Raw genomic sequence first — 20045 nt, forward strand, 5'->3', positions numbered from 1 at the left:
CTGGATCCTCTCTGAACAGGGTCAGACCCTGATTGAAAAGTCAGGCTATACCGGTATCCGGGAGTGAGAAAAGTGTCTGGATGAAGGCAATACAGGAGAGGAGACGAACGGATGACGATTACGCTTGAACGCTTTACGAAGAACGACTTTGATCAGCTCATCGGCTGGGTGGATTCGGCGGAATTCTGCATGCAGTGGGGAGGGCCGCAGTTTACGTGGCCGTTAACACATGAACAGCTGGATATCTACCTGAAGGAAATGGAGGGCGATGAGCCTGAGCGGCTCATTTACCGAGCCGTGTCAGAAGATGGCCGGACCGTCGGGCACATTTCCCTCGGGAGGCTCGATTACAGTAACAGGACCGGGCGAATGGGGAAAGTCCTCGTCGGGGATCCGGCAATGCGCGGAAAAGGGATCGCCGGAAACATGGTCCGTGAGATCTGCCGGATCGGCTTTGAGGAGCTGGCTCTTGAGCGCATCAGCCTTGGCGTATTTGACTTCAATGAATCGGCGATTGCTGCTTATGAGAAGGCCGGTTTTCAAAAAGAGGGCTTTTTCCGGAAGTTTCGCCAGGTCGGGCAGAGACGCTGGCACCTCGTGGAGATGAGTATACTGAAGGACGAATGGTTCGCCCGTCAGCTGACCCATCAGTGGGAAGGGTTGAAGCGCATGACCGGGGCTTTTCTCAGTGCCATACTCTCAGAAAAGCTCCTCGTTATGGACCGGAAAGATCCGGACACGGCTATTTGGCTGCTTGCTCAGGATCCGGTGATTCGCTGGGCGAGGCCGGATGATGAAAAAATCAATGCGGAGGAAGAGGGCTACGTTCATCTCAGCTGGCATGAACGTGAAGACGGGAATGATGAGCTGATCGTGCAGATGAAGGACACGCCTTCGCCGCTTCCGTATATCGAGGCGGATGGCGACATGCCTCTCAGTGCTAACTGCTCTGAATATATGTTCTCAGACAGACAGATCCAATCCGTTGAGGGCTACGGGTACATAGATCAAGGGAAGGGTGTATTGCAAAGCCTCATCTGCGATCTCGGAGACGGGTTCCTTTTCGTGTCAGCGGCACCGATACTCAATGATGTGTTTGTGACAAAAGAACGCCCAGCACCTCATCCTGATGATATCGTGCTGTTTGACTGGCAAATGGAGGAGGTATTCGATGATTGAGCGGACGATGCTGCCGGAGCGATGGCAGGAGGCAGTCGGAGAAGAAGTGGATCAGCCCTACTTCAGGGAACTCGCCCGTTTCTTGTCGGAAGAATACAGGGAGAACACCGTATTCCCGCCTGCGACGGACATATTCAATGCCTTTCAATGGACTGATTACCAAGAGGTAAAAGTCGTGATCCTCGGTCAGGATCCGTACCATGGTCCGAATCAGGCACACGGGATGAGCTTTTCTGTGCGTCCCGGTGTTCCGGTTCCGCCTTCGCTTCGCAATATGTATAAAGAGCTTGAAGCAGATCTCGGCTGTCCGGCAGTGGATCACGGATATCTCGCGCCGTGGGCAGAGGAAGGGGTCCTGCTTTTGAACACCGTCCTGACGGTTCGGGAAGGGGAACCGAAGTCGCATCAGAAACAGGGCTGGGAGCGGTTTACAAACCGGGTCATCGAATCGCTTAATGAGAAAGAGTCCCCCGTTGTGTTTATACTTTGGGGTGCCGACGCACGAAAAAAGGCGGCGATGATTGATCATCACCGCCACCTGATTCTTGAGGCACCGCACCCGAGTCCATTATCGGCGTACCGTGGGTTTTTCGGGAGCCGTCCCTTTTCAGAGGCGAATGCGTTTTTAAAAAAGAATGGCCGGGGACCTGTCAACTGGTGTTTGCCTGATCAGCCGGACGGCTGACAGACCGGACAGACATAGAGTCTCCGGCTTGCGACGGTGATCTTCTCGATCGCTGTCCGGCACTGGTAACAGGGCTCCATATGCCGGTTGAAGGCGAAGTGCCGGTAGTGGCTGCGGGGTTCCCCTGCGGCCTTTTTCGTCTGGACCCGTTCAGGGTCAAGGGTGAGGCCTTTCGTTTCGTAGGACCGTGTCATCATCAGTATCACGGCTTCGGCGAGGCGGATGAGCGCTGTGTCTGAGAGGTCTGCGGGGCGTTTCTTCGGATGGATGCCTGTGATGAAGAGAATCTCCGTCCGTAAATAGTTGCCGATCCCTGCGATGAAAGTCTGATCGAGGAGCAGGCCCCCGAGCTGCCGGTTGAAAAAGCGCTTGTCTGTCATCTGTCTGAGCAGATCGTTGACGGTAACCGGTTCACTCAGAATGTCGGGACCGGTTTTTTTGATGAAGGGGTGATCAGGAACTTCATCTGTCCTCAGCACGGCGATGTCGGACGCACTGTAGAGAAGCGCGGAACGATCACCGGTATGAAGGGCGAGTCGCAGCTGCCGGTTGGTCTTCGGGTACGAATAGGACGGTTTGATGTACCATTTGCCGTAGAGCTGGTTGTGCGAGTAAACCGAGTAGCCGTTGTCGAAATGGGTGAGGAGCGCTTTTCCTTTCGTCTGAACTCGATTGACAGTGGCGCGGGTTAAGATGTCCTCATAGTCTTTGAGCGGCGGGAGGCCAAAAAACACCTCGAGGAGCGGCTTATTGAGGACCGCATGTTCCACTTCGTCAGCGGCGAGCCTGATTTCAGGTCCTTCGGGCATGAGTGGGCACCTCCTTTCAAGTCAGAATGGTTAGTTGGGCATCATTCAAGGGAGATCCAGGAGTGTCAGAACCGCAAAGAAATGGCTCACACTCGCAGCCAAAACGAACAGATGCCAGACAGCGTGGTGATAGGTGAACCCGCGCCATACATAGAAAACGGCACCGAATGTGTACAACACGCCGCCGGTAAAGAGCAGGATCAGCCCCTCACGGCTGAGCGCACTGGAAATCGGCGTCCAGGCGAAAATAATGAGCCACCCCATGACCACATAGAGTAAAGTCGAGACCACGACAAACCGTTTTACAAAGAAGGCTTTAAAGACGATCCCGGCAATGGCGAGGAACCAGACGATGCCGAACAGCCACCAGCCGAGGGCGCCGTCAACAGCAACGAACAGAAACGGGGTGTATGTACCGGCAATGAAAAAATAGATCGAGGAATGATCAAGCACCTCAAACACATCCTTCACTTTCCCTTCAGGAAAGCTGTGCAGGAGTGTCGAAGAGGTATACATCAGCGTCATCGTGATGCCAAAAATGGTGAATCCGGTGATGTGCCAGGCGTTCCCGTACAGGCTCGCCGATACGATCAGGATGACGAGTGCGGCAATGCTTAAGAGCACGCCGATCCCGTGAATCAGCGCATTAACGATTTCTTCGCGTTTGGAAAATACATGTGTGCCCATGGTGACGTCCCTTCCTGTATAAATCTTATTTCTGTGTGAATTTTAACACAAGTACTGAATGAGTAAAACCAGAAAGCACTGCTGCCGGCGTAGCCGGTTCTGAATCGAGTGCCTGCATTTCCCAGGGTGTGCAAGTAATCATTTATCTCCGGACAGTTTGAGATGCAAATACAGTTTCCAGAGGAGACGGATCATAAATGTTATAATTCGGGAATAGAGTAAAAAAGGGAGGCGAACCGCGATGAGTCAACAAACGGAACGAGTCCGCAGACGCTATAACCGGAATGCAGCAATCTATGATCTGATCGACCGCTCGATCAGTGGCAAACAGAGGAGGGAACTGCTTCAATATGCACGGGGGGAGATCCTCGAGGTCGGTGTCGGAACAGGGGCGAATTTGCCCTATTATCCGAAAGGGGTCCGGGTAACAGGTATTGACCTCAGTCCGGGGATGCTGAAGAAGGCGAAAGAACGAATGGTGACACTTGCCGGTGATACCGATATTCATTTAGAAGAGATGGACGTGGAAGAGCTCCCTTTTGCCGACAAGACGTTCGACACGATCGTGACAAGCTGTGTCTACTGTTCCGTCCCGGATCCTGTCAAAGGAATGAAGGAAATGCGGAGGGTTTTGAAGGATGACGGAGAGATACTGATGCTTGAGCACATGCGAAGTGAGAACCCTGTAATCGGTTTTGGAATGGATCTCGTAAATCCTGTTGTCAGAAGGCTCTGGGGAGCGAACATTAACCGCGATACGATGGGGAATCTCGAAGCTGCAGGACTTGACGTAAGAGCGGAGGTCAGAGTAATGGGAACGATTATGCGAAGACTGACTGTCAGAAAAGCCGGTACGTCCTGAGATACAAAAAAACAGGCCTGGGATGCCCAGGCCTGTTTGCTGTAACGGATTCGTTAACCGATGTCGATCACGTCGACGTGACGCTCGACGAGTCGTGCGCTGCGTTTTTCCACGGGCTGACCGGATGAAGTCATGAACACACCCTCGGCAATGATTGCATCCATCGCCCCAATAACGTCTTCCACTTCCACCGGCTCAATGGGAAAATCGATGTTCAGGGTCATGGAGCCGCCTTCTTCTGTTCTGAATCCGAGCTGGAGTTGCTTAGCCATGTATAAAACCTCCTTCAGTTTTCAACACCTGTTACGTGTCGGGACTTGCCCGTGCCTTACTGTTCGAGCTGATACGTGTTGTTTCGGTTCAGGTCAATCAGTGGCCGGGTCTGCAGTCCTGCAATGGCCTGGGCAACATTCGCGAGAGCCGCGTTTGATGCACCTGTGTCGACATTGTTGAAATGCCTCACACTTGAAACCGCCTGTCCAAATTCATCTTCCCCATCATAAAACGTTAACGATAACCGCGTGTTTGTCATGTCAGCCATCGTCATCACCTCCCTTTCGCCGAATAAGTACCGGCTGTGAGTATAGGAAGGGGGGTTAATTTAAGGGCCAGGTGAGGATGGCCAGGGTGGCATCATCAGGGTCACCGCTGGCAAGAGGAAAGGCGTTACGCACATGACGGATCAGCGCTTTTGGATCATGCATCAGGTGTAAGGAGGACAGAACAGCTTCTTCCACGAGGCGGTCATTGTCGATGAAGGCATCCTGGTCTTCATAGAGGCCATCCGTATAAAGAAACAGCCCGTCGCATTGTTGCTGTCGATAGGAGTGGACGACTGCTTTAAAATCCGTGCGGATCCCAATCGGATGCGTGTCGGGCCCGATGGCTTCGAGCTCGCCGTTTTTGATCAGGTAGGGGGACGGATTCCCTGCATTGGCGATTTTCAGGATATTCTGTTCAAGGTCCATGGTCGCACAGACGGCCGTTGCGAATTTGATATCCCCTGAACGGTCATTGAATTTACAGAGGTGGCTGTTCAATTCAAAGAGGATCTGATCCGGTTCTCTGACCCGGTTCGCAAGACCGGTTAACAGGGAACGGAGATACATGGCAATCATGGCTGAGTGAAAGCCGTGGCCACTGATATCAAGGAGAAACAGTACCTTAAAGACCGGTGAGACGTGGTGGTAGTCAAGGAGGTCACCACTTAATATAAAAGAAGGGTGATACAGATAATTGAACTGAACGGGTTCTTCATTGGTTTCTTTTGGCATCAGTTCGATCATCATGTTCTGGACCTGCTGGATCTGTTTGATGCTTTCTTCATTCGAGCGCGACAGACTGCGGGTCTTTTCGTATTGAGTCAGGGCACGTTCAAGAATCCGATTGATCTGTTCAGGATGAGCATCAGTTGCAATGAGAAAGTTGGCACCGGCATCCATGTAATCGACATAAGCATCGAATGAAAAACAATCAGCGTACAGAAGAATCGGAACAAGGGCATGCAAACGACGAAGTTCCCGGGTCAGGTCAATGAGTGCTTCTTGTTCATCACCATGAACAATGATCAGTGAAAGCGCCGGGTAGGCAAGCATATGAAAGGACGTGTCGTCACGGTCGACCACAATCAGATGCCCAAACAAGCGGAGCTCTCTGGCAAGGGTCTCAGGCGGTTGTCCAATGACGGCGATCTGCCTGTTGTGCAAAGGCTTGCTGAACGCGGGCGGGTTGATGTTCATACCATCAATTCCCATTAGAAGTCTGAGACTTGCAGATGGCCGTAATGCAGCTGTCGCGCGTGTCAAATACAGGGAAAATCTGATCGAACTTGGCGATGGTAAAGAGCCGTTTGATAAAGGGGCTTGCGGTAACAAAACCGATCTCTTTATCAGGCAGGGCTTTTTTGATACTGAGCAGCATACCGAAGCCGGAGCTGTCGAGAAATTTGACATCGGATAAATCAAAACAGATGCAGGACTTCTGGAACTCTTCTTGGAGAAGGTTCGTTTTCAATTCGTTGATGTACTGATAGACGACGCTGCCTTTGAGAACGATCACATCCGTTTGCCGTTCGATGTCATGGTGAAAAGAAGGCGGCTCGGGATTTCCTTTGGAGGTTTGAAATGGCGTGGTCATAACGGTCAGATCACCTTTCTCATGATTAATTTTTGTTTGAATATACTGGCGTCCTCAATTGGCTGAACGTAAACGTCATCCATCAGCGACTGGATGAAAAAGAGTCCACGTCCGGATTCATGGAGATTGAGGTTGGCTTCATCGAGGCGCTGTGAAGCCTCATCAAGGGTACCGGGATCGAGGTTTCCGGCGGGGTCCGAAACGGTGATGAGCAGGTCGCTTCCGGCCATTTCGATGGTAACTCTGATGGGTTTATCTGTGATACCCTGATCGAGGCAGGCTTCGTACGCGTTTATCACAGCTTCATGAATGACGAGGGTCAGGGTGCCGTCGTCTGGAATCTGCATGTCTGTCAGGGCGGAAGAGGCCTGGGTAATCAGTTCATGAATCCTGACAGGGTCTGCGTTTGCTTCGAACGAATGAAGCATCACATCACCTTCACTTCAAATTGATCGGCTGCTTTACCGACGGATTTAAAGCGTTCGTTCAGTCGTGTAATGCCGTCTGATGTCTGATCCACAAAATCCGCCTGTTCCTGTGCGGCGGCGCTGACTTCTTCTGACGCGGCGGCGTTATGCTGCAGGAGTTCACTGATTTGGGTCATGGCATCGTTGACGTTCCGGGAGTTGTCTTTGATGCTGTTTAACGTTTGCTTCAGGAGCGTGACGGCGTTCTCCGTTTCCTCCGTCGAGGCAACGATCTCTTTCAGGGAATCCCCGCCTTTACGGATGATTGTGACCTGTTTTTCGACGGTTTCAAGATTCGTCTCCATCGATCTTACCGTGATCTCCGTCTCGGACTGAATATCCTGAATGAGCGAGAAGATTTTGCCTGATGAGGTGTGAGACTGCTCGGCAAGTTTTCGCACTTCGTCGGCTACCACGGCGAAACCTTTACCGTGTTCACCTGCTCTTGCCGCTTCTATGGCCGCATTCAATGCAAGGAGATTCGTCTGTTCGGAGATGTCGGAAATGATATGGACGATGTCGCCGATCTCGTTTGAGCGTCTGTTCAGGTTTTGGATCGCATCTGTGGCAAATTCCACGGTCTCCGTCAGGGAACCGAGATGCTGAATGGCTTCGTTAATCGCTTCATTGCCCTCTTTGGAAGACGAAGTGGAACGTGAGGCAGCATCGAGCGTAAGGGCGACCTGATCGTTGCCTTCTGCAATGTCAGCCAGCGTTTCTTCCATCATCTCCCGGACATGCCGCCCCTTTTCGGACTGCTCCTGGTTCGCCTGGACGATGTCGTCGATGGCTTGTGTGACGTTAGCCGCCGCTTCTTTGGCACCGCCTGAGATCTCTTCGAGTTCGTCGGACTGTTTGGTCACTTCCTGAGACTGATTCTGTACTTCACCGACAATGTTCCGTAATGAGTGAATAAAGTCATTTAAATATCGGGCGAGTAAGCCTATTTCGTCTTTTGATTCGATTTTGATGTCTTTCGTCAGGGAAATACGGCCGTTTTCTTTCATGGCTTCGAGCTGATTTGTCATCTCGGTCATCGGTCTGACGATGAAACGGCGAATCCCGAAGAGGACGACCGAGATCATGATAACCAGGTTCACAATGGTTTGGAAATAGGTGTTTAGCAGGGTTGCAGCCTGATCACCGACAAGATCGGGGATGCCTGAACTGAAAATCAGGAACTGCACATAGGCAATGGGTGCGCCCATAATGAGGGTAAACACGGTGGCTGCGATAATCAGGGCTGCCATTTTTCTCCGAAGAGACCATTTCATACGAGAGGATTGAGGATGAACGTCTGACATAAATAAAACAACTCCTTGCATTCGATTTAATAGGGTGGGTGTCATGCTGATCTTGAGTGAAAATCAAAAATGAAAAAGTGTGTAAATAATTGCTAAGTTTATTGTAGCATAAGGGGGTCACATGGCACAGATTGATTTGTGGCAAATGTATTTATTTTTCATTCGGGAAAGCATGCAGGGGTTGACTGGCAGACCATGCATATGAAAAAACAGGCGACTCTTCAGCTGAAGAGTCGCCTGTTATGTGTATATAGGGGGATACACATCGGTGATTAACTTGCTTTTTTCTCTTGGTCAGCATCCTCCGTTTTTTCAAAACGGGCGACGCTTCTTGTAATGATGAAGTAAAACGCGGTTACGAGTCCGACACCGCCGATGACCATGCTCAGTTCCAAAAAGGTCGGCATATAGCTCATGATATACACCGGAGTGGATGCATCCGGCTGAAGAAGGACCGTTTGTCCTGCCGTTACGAGATTGTGTCTAGCAAACATCATGCCGAGAAGGGCCATGAATGCCGCGCCGAGTAAGAGATTCGGTGAGCGCGGGAAAAGCAGGACGATGGCGAGCGGAAGAAGAAGGCCGACACCAAGCTCAAAGACCCAGAAGCTGATGGCGAGATCGCCGAAGAGCAGGTTCATCGTGGCCTCATAGCGTTCCGGATACTGTCCGATAAATCCGCTGACGAGATTCCAAACGGTCATGATCCCGACGACGATGATGAACAGAACAAGCAGTTTACTCATATAAGGAACGATCTCTTCACGGCTTTTCTGACTGTGGAAATAATAGAGCACCATCAGGGCCGCCGCACCGGTCAGTAAGGCTGTAAAGATAAACAGAATCGGTAAATAAGGCGCTGTCCAGTAGGCGCGGCCCGGCATCGTACCGAATACGGCACCGAGGTTACTTGACGCGACGATCCCGGTCGTAATTGCGAGAAACGATGTGATCTTAAGTGCAGATGGCCGCTTACGCAGATAAAAGACCACTTCGAGAATCAAAAACAGGAGATAAATCCCGTAGAGGAACCCCATCCAGATAAAGGCGGACTGAAAGTTCGGTGACAGCACTGCATAGACTGCGAGGTTCATTGGGTATTTCAGTTCAAAGAACAAAACGGAAAAGGCAGTCAGCATAAATGAGATCGCAAGGACGATCGGCTTGATGCCCATGCTTTCAAATTCTGCCGTATTGGTAAACTTCGTATCACCGAAGACGAGCTTTAAGATCCAGTCACGGTGACCGAGTGTCGACAGCATACAGATTCCGGTACAGCCGACGGCGAAAAAGACATAGGCGGAAATCAGAATCCCCCAGGAAAACTCATCGGTTGTTCCCCAGGCGTCATGCCCCTGCAGAAGAGTGACGACAGCCCCATATGCAAAGAGGGCGATGAGTACGCCGGTAATGGCGGTGAGGGCAATACGGAATGCCGGGTTCTGGCTGGTGGTTGAGTTTTTATTGATCATTTCTCCCATGGTGATCCCTCCTTTACTGTTGTCTCACGTAGTAGATTTTCGGATGCGTGCCGAGATCGGCGCGGAGTGTGTTCAAGCGGCGTTCTGCGACCATTTTCGATACTTCGCTTTCCGGATCGTTCAGATCGCCAAAGTGTCTCGCATCCACCGGACAGGCTTCCACACAGGCAGGCTGTTCACCGGCCTGGACAAATCCGTCGCAGAAATTACATTTTTCCGGTGTCTGTTTCGCTTCGCTCCAGATCCGCGCATTATATGGACAGGCAGCGACACAGCCTTTACAGCCGATGCACTTGTCATGGTCCATGACCATGATCCCGTCTTCATTCAAATAAGTGGCCTGTGTCGGACAGATCCGCTCACATGGCGCATTGTGACAGTGGTTGCACTGCGCGGTAAAGTTCTCAAACTTCACATTCGGCTCACTGCCGGTCTGGAAGTCTTTAAACAGCTTGATGTAATCCTCATCTTCCGGTAATCCGTGGCGTTCTTTACAGCCTGCCTGGCACTGACCGCAGGCGATGCATTTTATATTGTCAATGACCATCCCATAGCGTACTCCGGATGTTTGTTCACCGGATGCGCTGGCCATCTGACCTACGGCGAATGCACCGGACGATAACAGTGTGACGCCTGAAACGAGTGTGGCAGATCTCTTTAGAAATGACCGTCTGCTTACTTCTTGACTCATTTGAAAAACCTCCCCTTGACTATTCGTGTTGACTGGTACATAGGTCCCGTACATGCTGATTCATTCAGTTTACATACAGAATAAATGAATAAATATCGATTGATACGGCGGGTATATCACGAGAATTTGGAATGAAAGGGGAGATTGTATGGTGAATATGTGAAGTTTGTGAAGTGTTTGAATAATATTCACATTTTGGGTGTGTAAACAGATTAAACCCTATCAAAACAAGGTTTATTGTATGTGTGGAGGTGGTGTGGACAATAATATACCCACCTGGGTAAAAGGCGCCCGGCGGGTGTCTGGATTATGAAATCGGCGTCGATTCCAACAACGTTATCGTGTATATTAATGCAACAAAACTGATAAACAGTGCGATTTCCGATTTTGAGAGAGCGGCCCGATACGTGAAGAGGGACTTGGCGTCCACTTCATTGACGTAGGCCTCCACCTCATCCAGGCGTTGAAAGGAGTCCACAATAAAGGCGACGAGGACGTCGCTGATCTGGACGATCTTGGCCCGCCAGGTGCTTTACGACGGTTACCCCTCTGTGATACGTTGCCGGCATGCCGGTCTCTGTATCAATGATGTGATGGACACGGAGGTCATCGATCATCACGTACCGTTCATAATCACCGCTTGAATCAATGGACTGTTCGGAAATCCGGATCCGTTCAAGAACGGCATTGTCAGAAGCTGCATAAGGCTGATCCGGATCCTGGACCCCGACGATCCAGAAATCACGGTCTTCTTCAAGGGGAGGACCGATGACTTTCCAGTTGCCGCCTGAGAGGATGGCCCCTGAGACCATGCCCATCTCCTTCAGTTCTTCTCCGACGATGTCTGCGGCGAAGCCCTTGGCAATCGCGCCGAGATCGAGACTCATGTCCGGATCAGAGAGATACATCGTGGAAGCTTCTTCATCGAGCTCAATGGCACCGATGTCGGTGTGGGTAATCGCTGCTTCAAGTTCCTCTGATTCGGGAAGGGTAACGGTATCCGGGTTCTCCCGGGCTTCTTCCATGACGTCCGTCCAGAGATTCACGAGATTGCCGACGGCGATGTTCATGCCGCCCTCGGTTTTATCATGCCACTCCTTCGAGAAGGCAATGATGTTAAACAGGTCTTCATCGACTTCGACGGGTTCAATCCCGGCATTGGCATTGATGGTGGAGACGTTGGTGAAACCGTCATATTCCCTGAAATAGTCAAACAGCTTGTGGAAATAGCGGTACCGCTCTTCGACGTGATCGACGTATTCATAGAACTCGTCACTGGATTCGGCGTAGCCGATTACCTGCACAACGGTATCAAAATAGTCAAAGAGGTGCGTTGAATGGCGTTCATAATCATCGTACGATTCACCGGCATCGGCACTGCATCCGGCTATGGTGAAAAGGGCAACGAGCCCAAGGCCTGCTTTTTTCATCATTAATCTCTCGTTTACATAGTAAGTAGTTACAAAAGTCTGTACAACGAGTATAAATCATATTCGTGCAGGAACATACAGATTCCATGAAACCGCCACAAAAATGAGAAATTTGTAAAAAGTATTGAGGAGTGATGAGGATGGTTTATCTGGCATGGATCACGGTCATTTTGTGGGGCCTGGTTCTGATCGATACATGGATCGGTTTTCGCCGGTTCCCAAAGCTTGACTCATTCCGGGAGACGGTTCTTTCCCCGGCTGACAGGTCTGGGCGTGTGTCCGTGATTGTGGCTGCGAGAAATGAAGAAGACGCCATTTACGAGAGTGTCAAGAGTCAGCTGACTTCGACCTGGCCGGGTGTCGAGTGGATCCTCGTCAATGACCGTTCAACGGATGCGACAGGAGAGAAGATGGATGAGCTTGCAAGACAGGACAGCCGCATCAGGGTGGTGCACGTGAGGGACCTCCCGGAAGGGTGGCTCGGAAAGAACCATGCCATGCATTGCGGATATGAAGAAGCGACAGGTTCGGCTCTTTTGTTTACGGATGCGGATGTGATGTTTCGACCGCATACAATCGAAGGGGCCATGGCCTGCAAAAAAACGACTGGAGCCCGGCATGTGACGATGACGCCGGAAATGACGGTAAAGACGTTTTGGACACAGGCCTTCGTGCATTTTTTCCTGTTCGGGTTCTCTTATTATAAACGTCCCTGGAAAGCGAACGATGACAGGAGTAAGATCGCCCTTGGGATCGGTGCTTTTAATCTGATTGACCGAGAAGCCTATGAAGCCATTGGGACCCACCGGGCGATCCGGCTCCGTCCGGATGATGATCTGATGCTCGGGGTGAGGGTCAAGGCGGCGGGGATGCGTCAGCGCGCCATTGACGGAACCGGCGGTCTTTCTGTGGAATGGTATCCTTCGTTAAAAGAAGCAGTCAAGGGGCTTGAGAAAAACACGTTCGCCGGTCTGCACTATTCCTGGCTGATGGTCCTCTTTGCCCTCTCAGGAGTCTTCGTGTCACAGGTCCTGCCGTTTATCGGCGTTCTGTTTCATGAAGGAAGCGCGCGGTGGGTGTACCTTGCAGCCGTTGTCCTGATGCTCATTATCTATGTGAAGACATCGTTTGCCCCGTGGAAGAAGGCACTGAAGACCTTCACCGTCTTTCCACTGAGTGCCCTCATCTTTATATATACGCTGATCCGTGCCGTACTCAAGACCGTCATCCGTGGCGGCATTGAATGGCGGGGAACGTTCTATTCCCTGAAGGAGCTGAAAAAGCAGCGGAACCTCTGATCCGGCAGTGGTCGCAGAACGGGACAAGATCCGCTATAATGGGGAGAAACAATCAGGGAGGCAGAGCGAATGAAGAACATTGTCGTCTTGCACGGAGTGAATTTAAATATGTTTGGCAAGCGTGACCCGTCGGTGTACGGGACCGCCACGCTCGAAGACATCAACAGCCGTCTTCGCGGTCTGGCTGATGAACTCGACCTCAGCGTTGAGATCTTTCAGACGAATCATGAAGGCGAGATGGTGGAGCGGATCCATGCCGCGCATGAGTCGGGGGCGGATGGTGTCCTGATCAATGCCGGGGCATGGACTCACTACAGCTATGCAATCCGTGACGCGCTGGCTATTCTGGATGCGCCGATTCTCGAGGTCCATATGTCGAACATTCATGCACGGGAGCCGTTTCGGCATCATTCCGTGATTGCTGAACTCGCGTCAGGGCAAATCGCCGGTCTCGGGGTCGACAGCTATCTCCTTGGACTCAGGGCCGTTCACAGGCTCGTCAGTGAGTAAGTCCCGTCTGCCTTTCCCGCGATTTCTGCAGGGAAACCACCGTTAACAGGAGGAATGTCAGTATGCAAAAATCATCAACCATTGTTCTGATTGGCTTCATGGGAGTCGGCAAGACCACGGTCGGCGAGGTACTCGCAAGAAAAACAGGACGTCCTTTTACCGATACGGATGACGCGATCGTCGAAGCATTCGGGGGAATGCCGATTCCGGAGATTTTCCGTACCTATGGGGAACCGGCCTTTCGGAAGAAGGAACGGGAGGTCATAACGTCCCTTGTGGAAGAGAAAGAAGGGGTTCTGTCCCTTGGCGGCGGTGCATTTAAGCAAGAATCGATCCGGGACCTCTGTCTTCAAAAGGCAACCGTCGTTTATTTGGACATGACGTTTGAGCGTTGGAAAGAGCGTCTTGGTGATCTGGTCGACAGCCGTCCGCTACTGCAAGGGAAGTCAATGGAGGAGATCGAATCCTTTTTTTATGAAAGGCGGTCGCTCTATCAGGACCATCACATCCATACGAAAACCGATGATTTGAGTCCGGAGGAAGTAGCGGAAGTAATTCTGCGCGATTTTCGCTGATCCGTTCGGGCAGCTGAATCAGGCAAGAGCCTCTGTACTATGACACAGAGGCTTTTTTCGATCTTCGTGACAGACTGAACACTCCATACTATAATGAATGTAAACGCATCCTTCACCGACAGTCATGAATCAATAAAGGGGGACGATCCGATGAAATTGACAGCGAGAGAACGCAGAAATGAACTGATCCGGATTCTTCAGAAGCAGCGTGAAGAACCGATCACAGGCAGTCATCTTGCAGAGACGTTCAAGATCAGCCGTGAGCTTCTCACCCAGGACATGGCGCTGTTAAAAGCCGGGGGGCACCCTGTACTGGCTACGAGTCACGGCTATGTGTGGCGGGGTGCACCGAATGACCGGCAGTACAAACGGATTATCGTCTGCAGGCACAGCCCTGAGGAATCACAGAAGGAGCTGAACATTCTCGTGGATCACGGCATCACGGTGAAGGATGTCATGATCGAACATCCGGTATACGGTGAGCTGACGGGCCATATTATGGTCAAATCCAGGAAAGATGCGGCGTGCTTTGTCAACCGGATGGAACAGGAACAGGCGACCTATCTGATGGAGCTGACCGGAGGCATTCATTTGCATACCCTCGAAGCACCTTGTGAGGATGATTTCGACGCAGCGGTGAAAGCCCTTGACGAAGCGGGTATTCTCGTGAAACCTGATTGAGGACGGGACTCGCCGGGTAAAGGACCGTAAAATCCGATCTTGAGAGGGTGACGGCATTTGAACAGACTTTACAGGTTTCTCGCAGCAGTGACTGCGGTTCCGATCATCGCCGCATGTGCCGATAACGGTGGAAATGAACCCGATGAACCGACCATTGATGTGGAGAATGAAGCGAACGGCGAATCAGAAGTGAATGACAACGTCGGGGTTGACACGGAGGATGAAGCGGTCAATGAGCATGGAGGGAATAACGGAGAGAACGAAGTTTCAGGGGAAGAGGCCAACGGCATGATCCCCATCGCTGAGATGACAACAGGAGACTGGACCGTGGAGACCGTCGCCGAATCCCTCGACGTCCCATGGTCTTTACAGAAAGCGGACAGCGTGTACTACCTGACGGACCGGGACGGTCATGTCCTTGAGGTGACGGACGGGGACGTCAGCCGTTTTGAACTCGAGACATCAGACCCTGTGGCCCATGAAGGGGAAGGGGGTCTCCTCGGCTTTCTTCTCTCGGAGGATTTTGCGTCAAGCGGTGAAGGGTTTGCCTATTACACGTATCAGGGACCGTCTGCCCTTGAGAACAGGGTCGTCACCGTTGAACGGCAAAACGGTGCATGGGTGGAGACGGACATCCTCCTCGACGGTATTTCGGGTGACCGGATCCATAACGGCGGCCGGCTGGCCGTTGGTCCGGACGATCACCTCTATGTCACGACCGGTGATGCCAATGTCCCTTCACTCAGTCAGGATGAGAACAATCTTGCCGGGAAGATTCTCAGAATGACACAGGACGGGGAAGTTCCTGATGATAATCCGTTTGGGGATTCCTATGTGTATTCGACGGGACACCGGAACCCGCAGGGCCTTTCCTGGCTCTCGAACGGCACGATGTATGCCTCAGAACACGGGCCCACCGCCCAGGACGAGATCAACCTGATCGAACCCGGCAATAATTACGGGTGGCCCGAGATTGAAGGGGATGAATCCGCCGAAGGCATGGAAGATCCGGCGATCCACAGTGGCACCGATACCACATGGGCCCCGTCAGGCACGGCCGTGTATGACGATTATCTCCTCGTAACCGGCTTGAGAGGGAGTGCGCTTTATCTCTACGATGAAGCCGCGCATGAGATGCGGGAGATCTTTGACGGGGAAGGCCGTCTGAGAGATGTGTACGTCGATGGTGACAGCATTTATGTCCTGACGAACAATACCGACGGCAGGGGCAATCCTGCACCGAACGATGACCGGATTCTCCGACTCACCTGGAACGGTGAGCAGTAGTCAAAGCTCAGACGATATAAGCAGGGCCCATTGTCCATGTCCGGACAGTGGGCCCTTTTCTATGGAGCCGGGACGCTCCCGGGCTGTCTGATGATCTCATAGAGCTCTTTCAGCGCTTCCTGCCGAAGGATCACAGGGACAGGATAGAGGGGATTGGCTTCTTTTTCCGCGCGTTTGGCCATCTCGGCGATATGCGCATCCTGAATCACCGTCGTGTGATCAGGAATATGCAGCGCTCGGTTCAAATGGACAATGGCGTCAATCAGGGCAGCCGCTTTTTCTTCATCTGTGGTATGGTCCTTGCTGAGGCCGGCGAAGTCACTGATCTCCGCCATCCGACTCCAGGCAGGTTCGCCGTAATAGCGGAGAACATGGGGAAGAATGATGGCGTTTGCCAGTCCGTGCGGCAGCTGATAAAAGCCGCTTAACGGATGGGCGAGTGCATGTACATAGCCGACGTACCCCCTCGTAAACGCACTGCCGGCCAAATAGGCGGCGTATTGCATCTGTTTACGTGCAAACACATTTTCTCCGTCCTGATAAGCGATCGGCAAGTACGTCAGGATCAGGTCAATGGCTTCAAGGGACATCGCCCGGACTGTATCCGGCACACCCCGGTTCAGGTGGGCTTCAATGGCATGGGTCAACGCATCCATGCCGGTCATGGCGGTGATGTGTCCGGGCAATCCGACGGTGAGCAGCGGATCGAGGACTGCGACGTCAGGAAGCAGGACGTGATCCATCAGCGCGTATTTCTCATGGGTTGCAGGATCTGAGATGACCGACGCAATCGTCGCTTCGCTTCCGGTTCCCGCCGTCGTCGGGATCACGGCGATAAACGGCGTCTTTTTTAATACCCGGAGAAGCCCTTTCATGGCGGCGAGTGATGTACGCGGTCTTGCGATCCTGGCGCCGACGGCCTTCGCGCAGTCGATGGGAGAGCCACCGCCGATGGCGACAATCCCTTCACAGCCGGCTGCTTCATAAAGCGTGCGTGCTTCCTCCACATTGTTCACTGTCGGATTCGGGACGGTGTCCGCATAGATGGCGAATTCAATGTTGTGCAGGGCGAGAGAGGCTTTGAGTGTATCCGTCATACCGGTGTCGATGATACCGCGGTCTGTGACGATCAGGACCTTGTTGATCCCTTCTTTCGCAATCCTTCTTGGCAGCTGGTCGAGGGCGTGTTCCCCCATCAGCAGTTCGGGCTCTTTCCAGGGCATAATCGGCGCGACGGTTTTCAGTGAATATTGCACCCCTCTGCAGGCAGCTTCATAAAACATGACATCACCTCATTGGTCTGATTTCTTTCAGTATAGCATGAGGGGACCGTTTGGGAATGATTTACTTCACAAATTAAAAAAGGATCCGCTAAGTCGCGTTTCGTGCGATAAAGCTTTACCCCCTTTTGAAACATTTCACTATGGGAATGTGACAATCCGGTGACGGTTGGCTCATCGTGATGTACATCACATCTAATTGAGAAAAGAGCTGATAAACTGAGAATCAGAACGAAACATAAAAGCAGTGACGATCCGAGGGAGTGAAGGACCATGGGAAGAGGAACCGTTGATTTAGCCAAAACGGTCTTGGAATTGTGTGAGGAACATGAGGACTTTAAGGATACGATGCATGTCATCGGGTTTGAACAGATTACAAAACCAGGCATGCTGCAGTCGATGGGCCGGATCATGACGATTCCGAAGGGTTGCCGGGCGAAAGGGAGAGATCTCGGTGACGTCATCAGGCAGCTTGAAGAGATGGGGTATGACGTGGTGGAGACGCCAAAAACAGGGGGCGAACAGCGATGAGCGAAGTATTGAATAACCGTGAAGTCATGACGGCGGAACGGACGGACAAACAGGAAAAGCTGAAGCAGATCATCAAAAAGCTCCATGACGGGGCATCTGTTGAGGACGTGAAGCAGGAGTTTGAAGACACCGTCGGAAGCATCAGTGTGGCGGAGATTTCGCAGATGGAGCATGCGCTGATGGAAGAAGAAAACATTCCGGTCAAAGAGGTGCAGCGGCTCTGCTCTGTGCATACGGAAGTTTTTAAAGGATCGATTGATCAGATTCACGGCGCAGACGGCGAGTCATTCGAACCCGGTCATCCGGTGCATACCTTCATGCTTGAAAACAGAGAACTGGAGCACCGTACGGGTTTCAGCCTGAGCCTGCATAAAGACCGCTTCGTAAGCGAACCGAACGAAGAGAACCGCAGCCGGCTTTTGGCCGACCTGACGGAGCTCTTGCAGGTGGACGTGCACTACAGCCGCAAGGAAAACCTCGTTTTCCCGTATATGGAGAAGTACGGCATCTACGGTCCGACGACGGTCATGTGGGGGGTTCAGGATACGATCCGTGAAGCCATCAAAGAAACGAGGGCGCTTTTGATGGAGGAGGCGATCCCGCCGGTGGATGTGATTTCAGAAAAGGTGAGTTTCATCATTGATGAGATTACGGAAATGATTTTTAAAGAAGAAAACATCCTTTTTCCGATGGCGATGCAGCATCTGACCGAAGACGAGTGGCTGAAGATCGAGCGGGAAGGCAATGTCATCGGCTATATGTTCATTGAAGAACCAAAAGCCTGGAAGCCGGAACGGGCGGATCTCGGTTCGGGGGAAGATTTCCTGAAAGACGGCACGATTCAGCTTGAAACCGGGATTTTGAATATCGAACAGCTTGAGCTGATGATGAACCACCTGCCACTCGACATTACCTACATCGACGAGCACGACATCGTCCGGTATTATTCACACGGCAAGGATCCGATTTTTGCCCGGACGAAAACGGTCATCGGCCGCTCGGTTCAGAACTGTCATCCGCCTAAGAGTGCCCACCTTGTTGAAGACTTGCTCGACGCCTTCAAGTCGGGTGCGAAAGATACGGAAGACTTCTGGATTCCGTTTCGCGGGCGCTATATTCACATTCGCTATTTCGCAGTCCGAGATGAGGACTGCGCCTACCGCGGCACGCTTGAAATGAAGCAGGATATCGCGCCGATCCAGAAGATCGAAGGAGAAAAGCGCCTGATGAGTGAATAGATGCGTCACGTCCAAGAACCTGCACGCGGTTTAACGAAGGTACACCAATATCCGAACGTCAAAAAAACAACCATCCTGAGGAGGACGTACCCATGACTATTCAGCCAAACAGCCTTGTCAAAGATCTTGTGATTCAGATTCCCGGAGCGGACGACTTATTCAAACACAACCGGATCGATTTCTGTTGCAACGGAAACCGTCCGCTTGACGAAGCAGCCGGGGAAAAGAACGTCGACGTCGATGAGCTGACAGAGAAACTCGAAGCACTCGCCGAACAGGCCAAGCAGCGAAAAGCCGCGACGACCTTTGCCTGGGAAGACATCCGCACAGCGAAACTCATCGATCATATCGTCTTCCATCATCATGATTTCCTGCGTGAAGAGTTTCAGGAACTGACCTTTTACGTTAACAAGATTGACAAGGTACACGGTCCGGATCAGCCTTTCCTGATCGAAGTGAACCGCCTTTTTGAAGAATTAAAGGCGGATATGCTTGAGCACGTGCATCAGGAAGAAGAAGCGCTCTTCCCGGCGATCATTCACTATGAAGAAACGAAGACGGAAGAAGCGTATCAGGCCGTCATCGATCAACTCCAGGGCTTTGAAGATGAACACAGTAAAACCGGCGATCTCCTCCGCCAGATCAGGGAGACGGCCAATGATTACGTGACCCCTGAATCGGCGTGCATGACGTTCAGACGGACGTTCAACCGCCTTGAGGCGATTGAATCCGACACCTTTCAGCATATTCACCTGGAGAACAACATTCTCTTCCCGAGAGTGGTGGAACCGACAACCGTATAACCCTGTACCGGCGCAGATTCCTGCGTCGGTTTTTCTTTTGATTTTCAGTGTTTTTTTTTGAAAAAATGATCTGAAGTGCGACACCCCGTGGCGGATCTTTGCGTCTGTAAG

General features: G+C 51.8%; 23 protein-coding genes. 11 read left to right on the forward strand and 12 right to left on the reverse strand.

Features of this window, described 5'->3' with window-relative positions:
- The first annotated feature begins 111 nt into the window (after positions 1-111).
- Both BSEL_RS17415 and BSEL_RS03315 read left to right on the forward strand, forming a co-directional pair.
- Positions 112-1179 (forward strand): GNAT family N-acetyltransferase, encoded by a 1068-nt coding sequence (locus BSEL_RS17415; RefSeq protein WP_013171588.1) that lies wholly within the window; start codon positions 112-114, stop codon positions 1177-1179.
- The gene (locus BSEL_RS03315; RefSeq protein WP_013171589.1) at positions 1172-1864 is read left to right on the forward strand and encodes a uracil-DNA glycosylase; all 693 of its coding nucleotides are present in this window, start codon (positions 1172-1174) and stop codon (positions 1862-1864) included. The genes BSEL_RS17415 and BSEL_RS03315 overlap by 8 nt, the downstream gene beginning before the upstream one ends.
- Here BSEL_RS03315 and nei read toward each other — a convergent pair.
- Together nei and trhA are read right to left on the reverse strand one after the other, a co-directional pair.
- Positions 1849-2673: an endonuclease VIII gene (nei, locus tag BSEL_RS03320; protein ID WP_013171590.1), complete on the reverse strand. Its 825-nt coding sequence runs from the start codon at positions 2671-2673 to the stop codon at positions 1849-1851. The two genes, BSEL_RS03315 and nei, sit on opposite strands and share 16 nt — an antisense overlap.
- Before the next feature lie 45 nt (positions 2674-2718).
- The gene (gene trhA / locus BSEL_RS03325) at positions 2719-3360 is read right to left on the reverse strand and encodes a PAQR family membrane homeostasis protein TrhA (RefSeq protein WP_013171591.1); all 642 of its coding nucleotides are present in this window, start codon (positions 3358-3360) and stop codon (positions 2719-2721) included.
- A gap of 241 nt (positions 3361-3601) precedes the next feature.
- Here trhA and BSEL_RS03330 point away from each other — a divergent pair, with 241 nt between their 5' ends.
- On the forward strand, positions 3602-4222 hold the full coding sequence (locus tag BSEL_RS03330; RefSeq protein ID WP_013171592.1) for a class I SAM-dependent methyltransferase: 621 nt from the start codon (positions 3602-3604) through the stop codon (positions 4220-4222).
- Between the two features lie 53 nt (positions 4223-4275).
- On the opposite strand, the gene BSEL_RS03335 is transcribed toward BSEL_RS03330, so the two are convergent.
- From BSEL_RS03335 to BSEL_RS03375, 9 genes are all read right to left on the reverse strand, one after another.
- The gene (locus tag BSEL_RS03335; RefSeq protein ID WP_013171593.1) at positions 4276-4494 is read right to left on the reverse strand and encodes a DUF2922 domain-containing protein; all 219 of its coding nucleotides are present in this window, start codon (positions 4492-4494) and stop codon (positions 4276-4278) included.
- 56 nt (positions 4495-4550) lie between these two features.
- Positions 4551-4763: a DUF1659 domain-containing protein gene (locus BSEL_RS03340; protein WP_013171594.1), complete on the reverse strand. Its 213-nt coding sequence runs from the start codon at positions 4761-4763 to the stop codon at positions 4551-4553.
- Between the two features lie 55 nt (positions 4764-4818).
- Positions 4819-5961: a PP2C family protein-serine/threonine phosphatase gene (locus BSEL_RS03345; protein WP_013171595.1), complete on the reverse strand. Its 1143-nt coding sequence runs from the start codon at positions 5959-5961 to the stop codon at positions 4819-4821.
- A 4-nt stretch (positions 5962-5965) separates the two neighbouring features.
- A complete protein-coding gene (locus tag BSEL_RS03350) occupies positions 5966-6358 on the reverse strand; it encodes an STAS domain-containing protein (RefSeq protein ID WP_013171596.1) in 393 nt (130 codons plus the stop codon).
- A 5-nt stretch (positions 6359-6363) separates the two neighbouring features.
- The gene (locus tag BSEL_RS03355) at positions 6364-6786 is read right to left on the reverse strand and encodes an ATP-binding protein (RefSeq protein ID WP_013171597.1); all 423 of its coding nucleotides are present in this window, start codon (positions 6784-6786) and stop codon (positions 6364-6366) included.
- A complete protein-coding gene (locus BSEL_RS03360) occupies positions 6786-8129 on the reverse strand; it encodes a methyl-accepting chemotaxis protein (RefSeq protein WP_013171598.1) in 1344 nt (447 codons plus the stop codon). The genes BSEL_RS03355 and BSEL_RS03360 overlap by 1 nt, the downstream gene beginning before the upstream one ends.
- A gap of 272 nt (positions 8130-8401) precedes the next feature.
- The gene (gene nrfD / locus BSEL_RS03365; protein ID WP_013171599.1) at positions 8402-9610 is read right to left on the reverse strand and encodes an NrfD/PsrC family molybdoenzyme membrane anchor subunit; all 1209 of its coding nucleotides are present in this window, start codon (positions 9608-9610) and stop codon (positions 8402-8404) included.
- A 13-nt stretch (positions 9611-9623) separates the two neighbouring features.
- Complete coding sequence (gene dsrO / locus BSEL_RS03370; RefSeq protein WP_013171600.1) at positions 9624-10301, reverse strand: sulfate reduction electron transfer complex DsrMKJOP subunit DsrO; 678 nt, start codon at positions 10299-10301, stop codon at positions 9624-9626.
- A gap of 452 nt (positions 10302-10753) precedes the next feature.
- Positions 10754-11734, reverse strand: coding sequence for an FAD:protein FMN transferase (locus BSEL_RS03375; protein WP_013171601.1), 981 nt, complete (start codon positions 11732-11734; stop codon positions 10754-10756).
- Between the two features lie 137 nt (positions 11735-11871).
- On the opposite strand from BSEL_RS03375, the gene BSEL_RS03380 reads away from it, so the two are divergent.
- From BSEL_RS03380 to BSEL_RS03400, 5 genes are all read left to right on the forward strand, one after another.
- Entirely contained in the window at positions 11872-13029 is a 1158-nt protein-coding gene (locus BSEL_RS03380; protein ID WP_013171602.1) for a glycosyltransferase, read from the forward strand.
- A gap of 69 nt (positions 13030-13098) precedes the next feature.
- Positions 13099-13539: a type II 3-dehydroquinate dehydratase gene (aroQ, locus tag BSEL_RS03385; protein WP_013171603.1), complete on the forward strand. Its 441-nt coding sequence runs from the start codon at positions 13099-13101 to the stop codon at positions 13537-13539.
- A 62-nt stretch (positions 13540-13601) separates the two neighbouring features.
- Positions 13602-14114, forward strand: a complete 513-nt coding sequence (locus BSEL_RS03390) for a shikimate kinase (RefSeq protein ID WP_013171604.1) — start codon at positions 13602-13604, stop codon at positions 14112-14114.
- A 150-nt stretch (positions 14115-14264) separates the two neighbouring features.
- Positions 14265-14795, forward strand: coding sequence for a transcription repressor NadR (locus BSEL_RS03395; protein WP_013171605.1), 531 nt, complete (start codon positions 14265-14267; stop codon positions 14793-14795).
- A gap of 57 nt (positions 14796-14852) precedes the next feature.
- Positions 14853-16082, forward strand: coding sequence for a PQQ-dependent sugar dehydrogenase (locus BSEL_RS03400; protein ID WP_013171606.1), 1230 nt, complete (start codon positions 14853-14855; stop codon positions 16080-16082).
- 59 nt (positions 16083-16141) lie between these two features.
- On the opposite strand, the gene BSEL_RS03405 is transcribed toward BSEL_RS03400, so the two are convergent.
- Complete coding sequence (locus tag BSEL_RS03405) at positions 16142-17365, reverse strand: iron-containing alcohol dehydrogenase (protein WP_013171607.1); 1224 nt, start codon at positions 17363-17365, stop codon at positions 16142-16144.
- Between the two features lie 270 nt (positions 17366-17635).
- On the opposite strand from BSEL_RS03405, the gene BSEL_RS03410 reads away from it, so the two are divergent.
- From BSEL_RS03410 to ric, 3 genes are all read left to right on the forward strand, one after another.
- Complete coding sequence (locus tag BSEL_RS03410; RefSeq protein ID WP_013171608.1) at positions 17636-17893, forward strand: DUF1858 domain-containing protein; 258 nt, start codon at positions 17636-17638, stop codon at positions 17891-17893.
- Positions 17890-19131: a DUF438 domain-containing protein gene (locus tag BSEL_RS03415; protein ID WP_013171609.1), complete on the forward strand. Its 1242-nt coding sequence runs from the start codon at positions 17890-17892 to the stop codon at positions 19129-19131. The genes BSEL_RS03410 and BSEL_RS03415 overlap by 4 nt, the downstream gene beginning before the upstream one ends.
- A 92-nt stretch (positions 19132-19223) precedes the next feature.
- Positions 19224-19934, forward strand: a complete 711-nt coding sequence (gene ric / locus BSEL_RS03420; protein ID WP_013171610.1) for an iron-sulfur cluster repair di-iron protein — start codon at positions 19224-19226, stop codon at positions 19932-19934.
- Positions 19935-20045 lie beyond the last annotated feature (111 nt).

This window comes from [Bacillus] selenitireducens MLS10, from assembly GCF_000093085.1.
Classification (GTDB): domain Bacteria; phylum Bacillota; class Bacilli; order Bacillales; family Salisediminibacteriaceae; genus Salisediminibacterium; species Salisediminibacterium selenitireducens.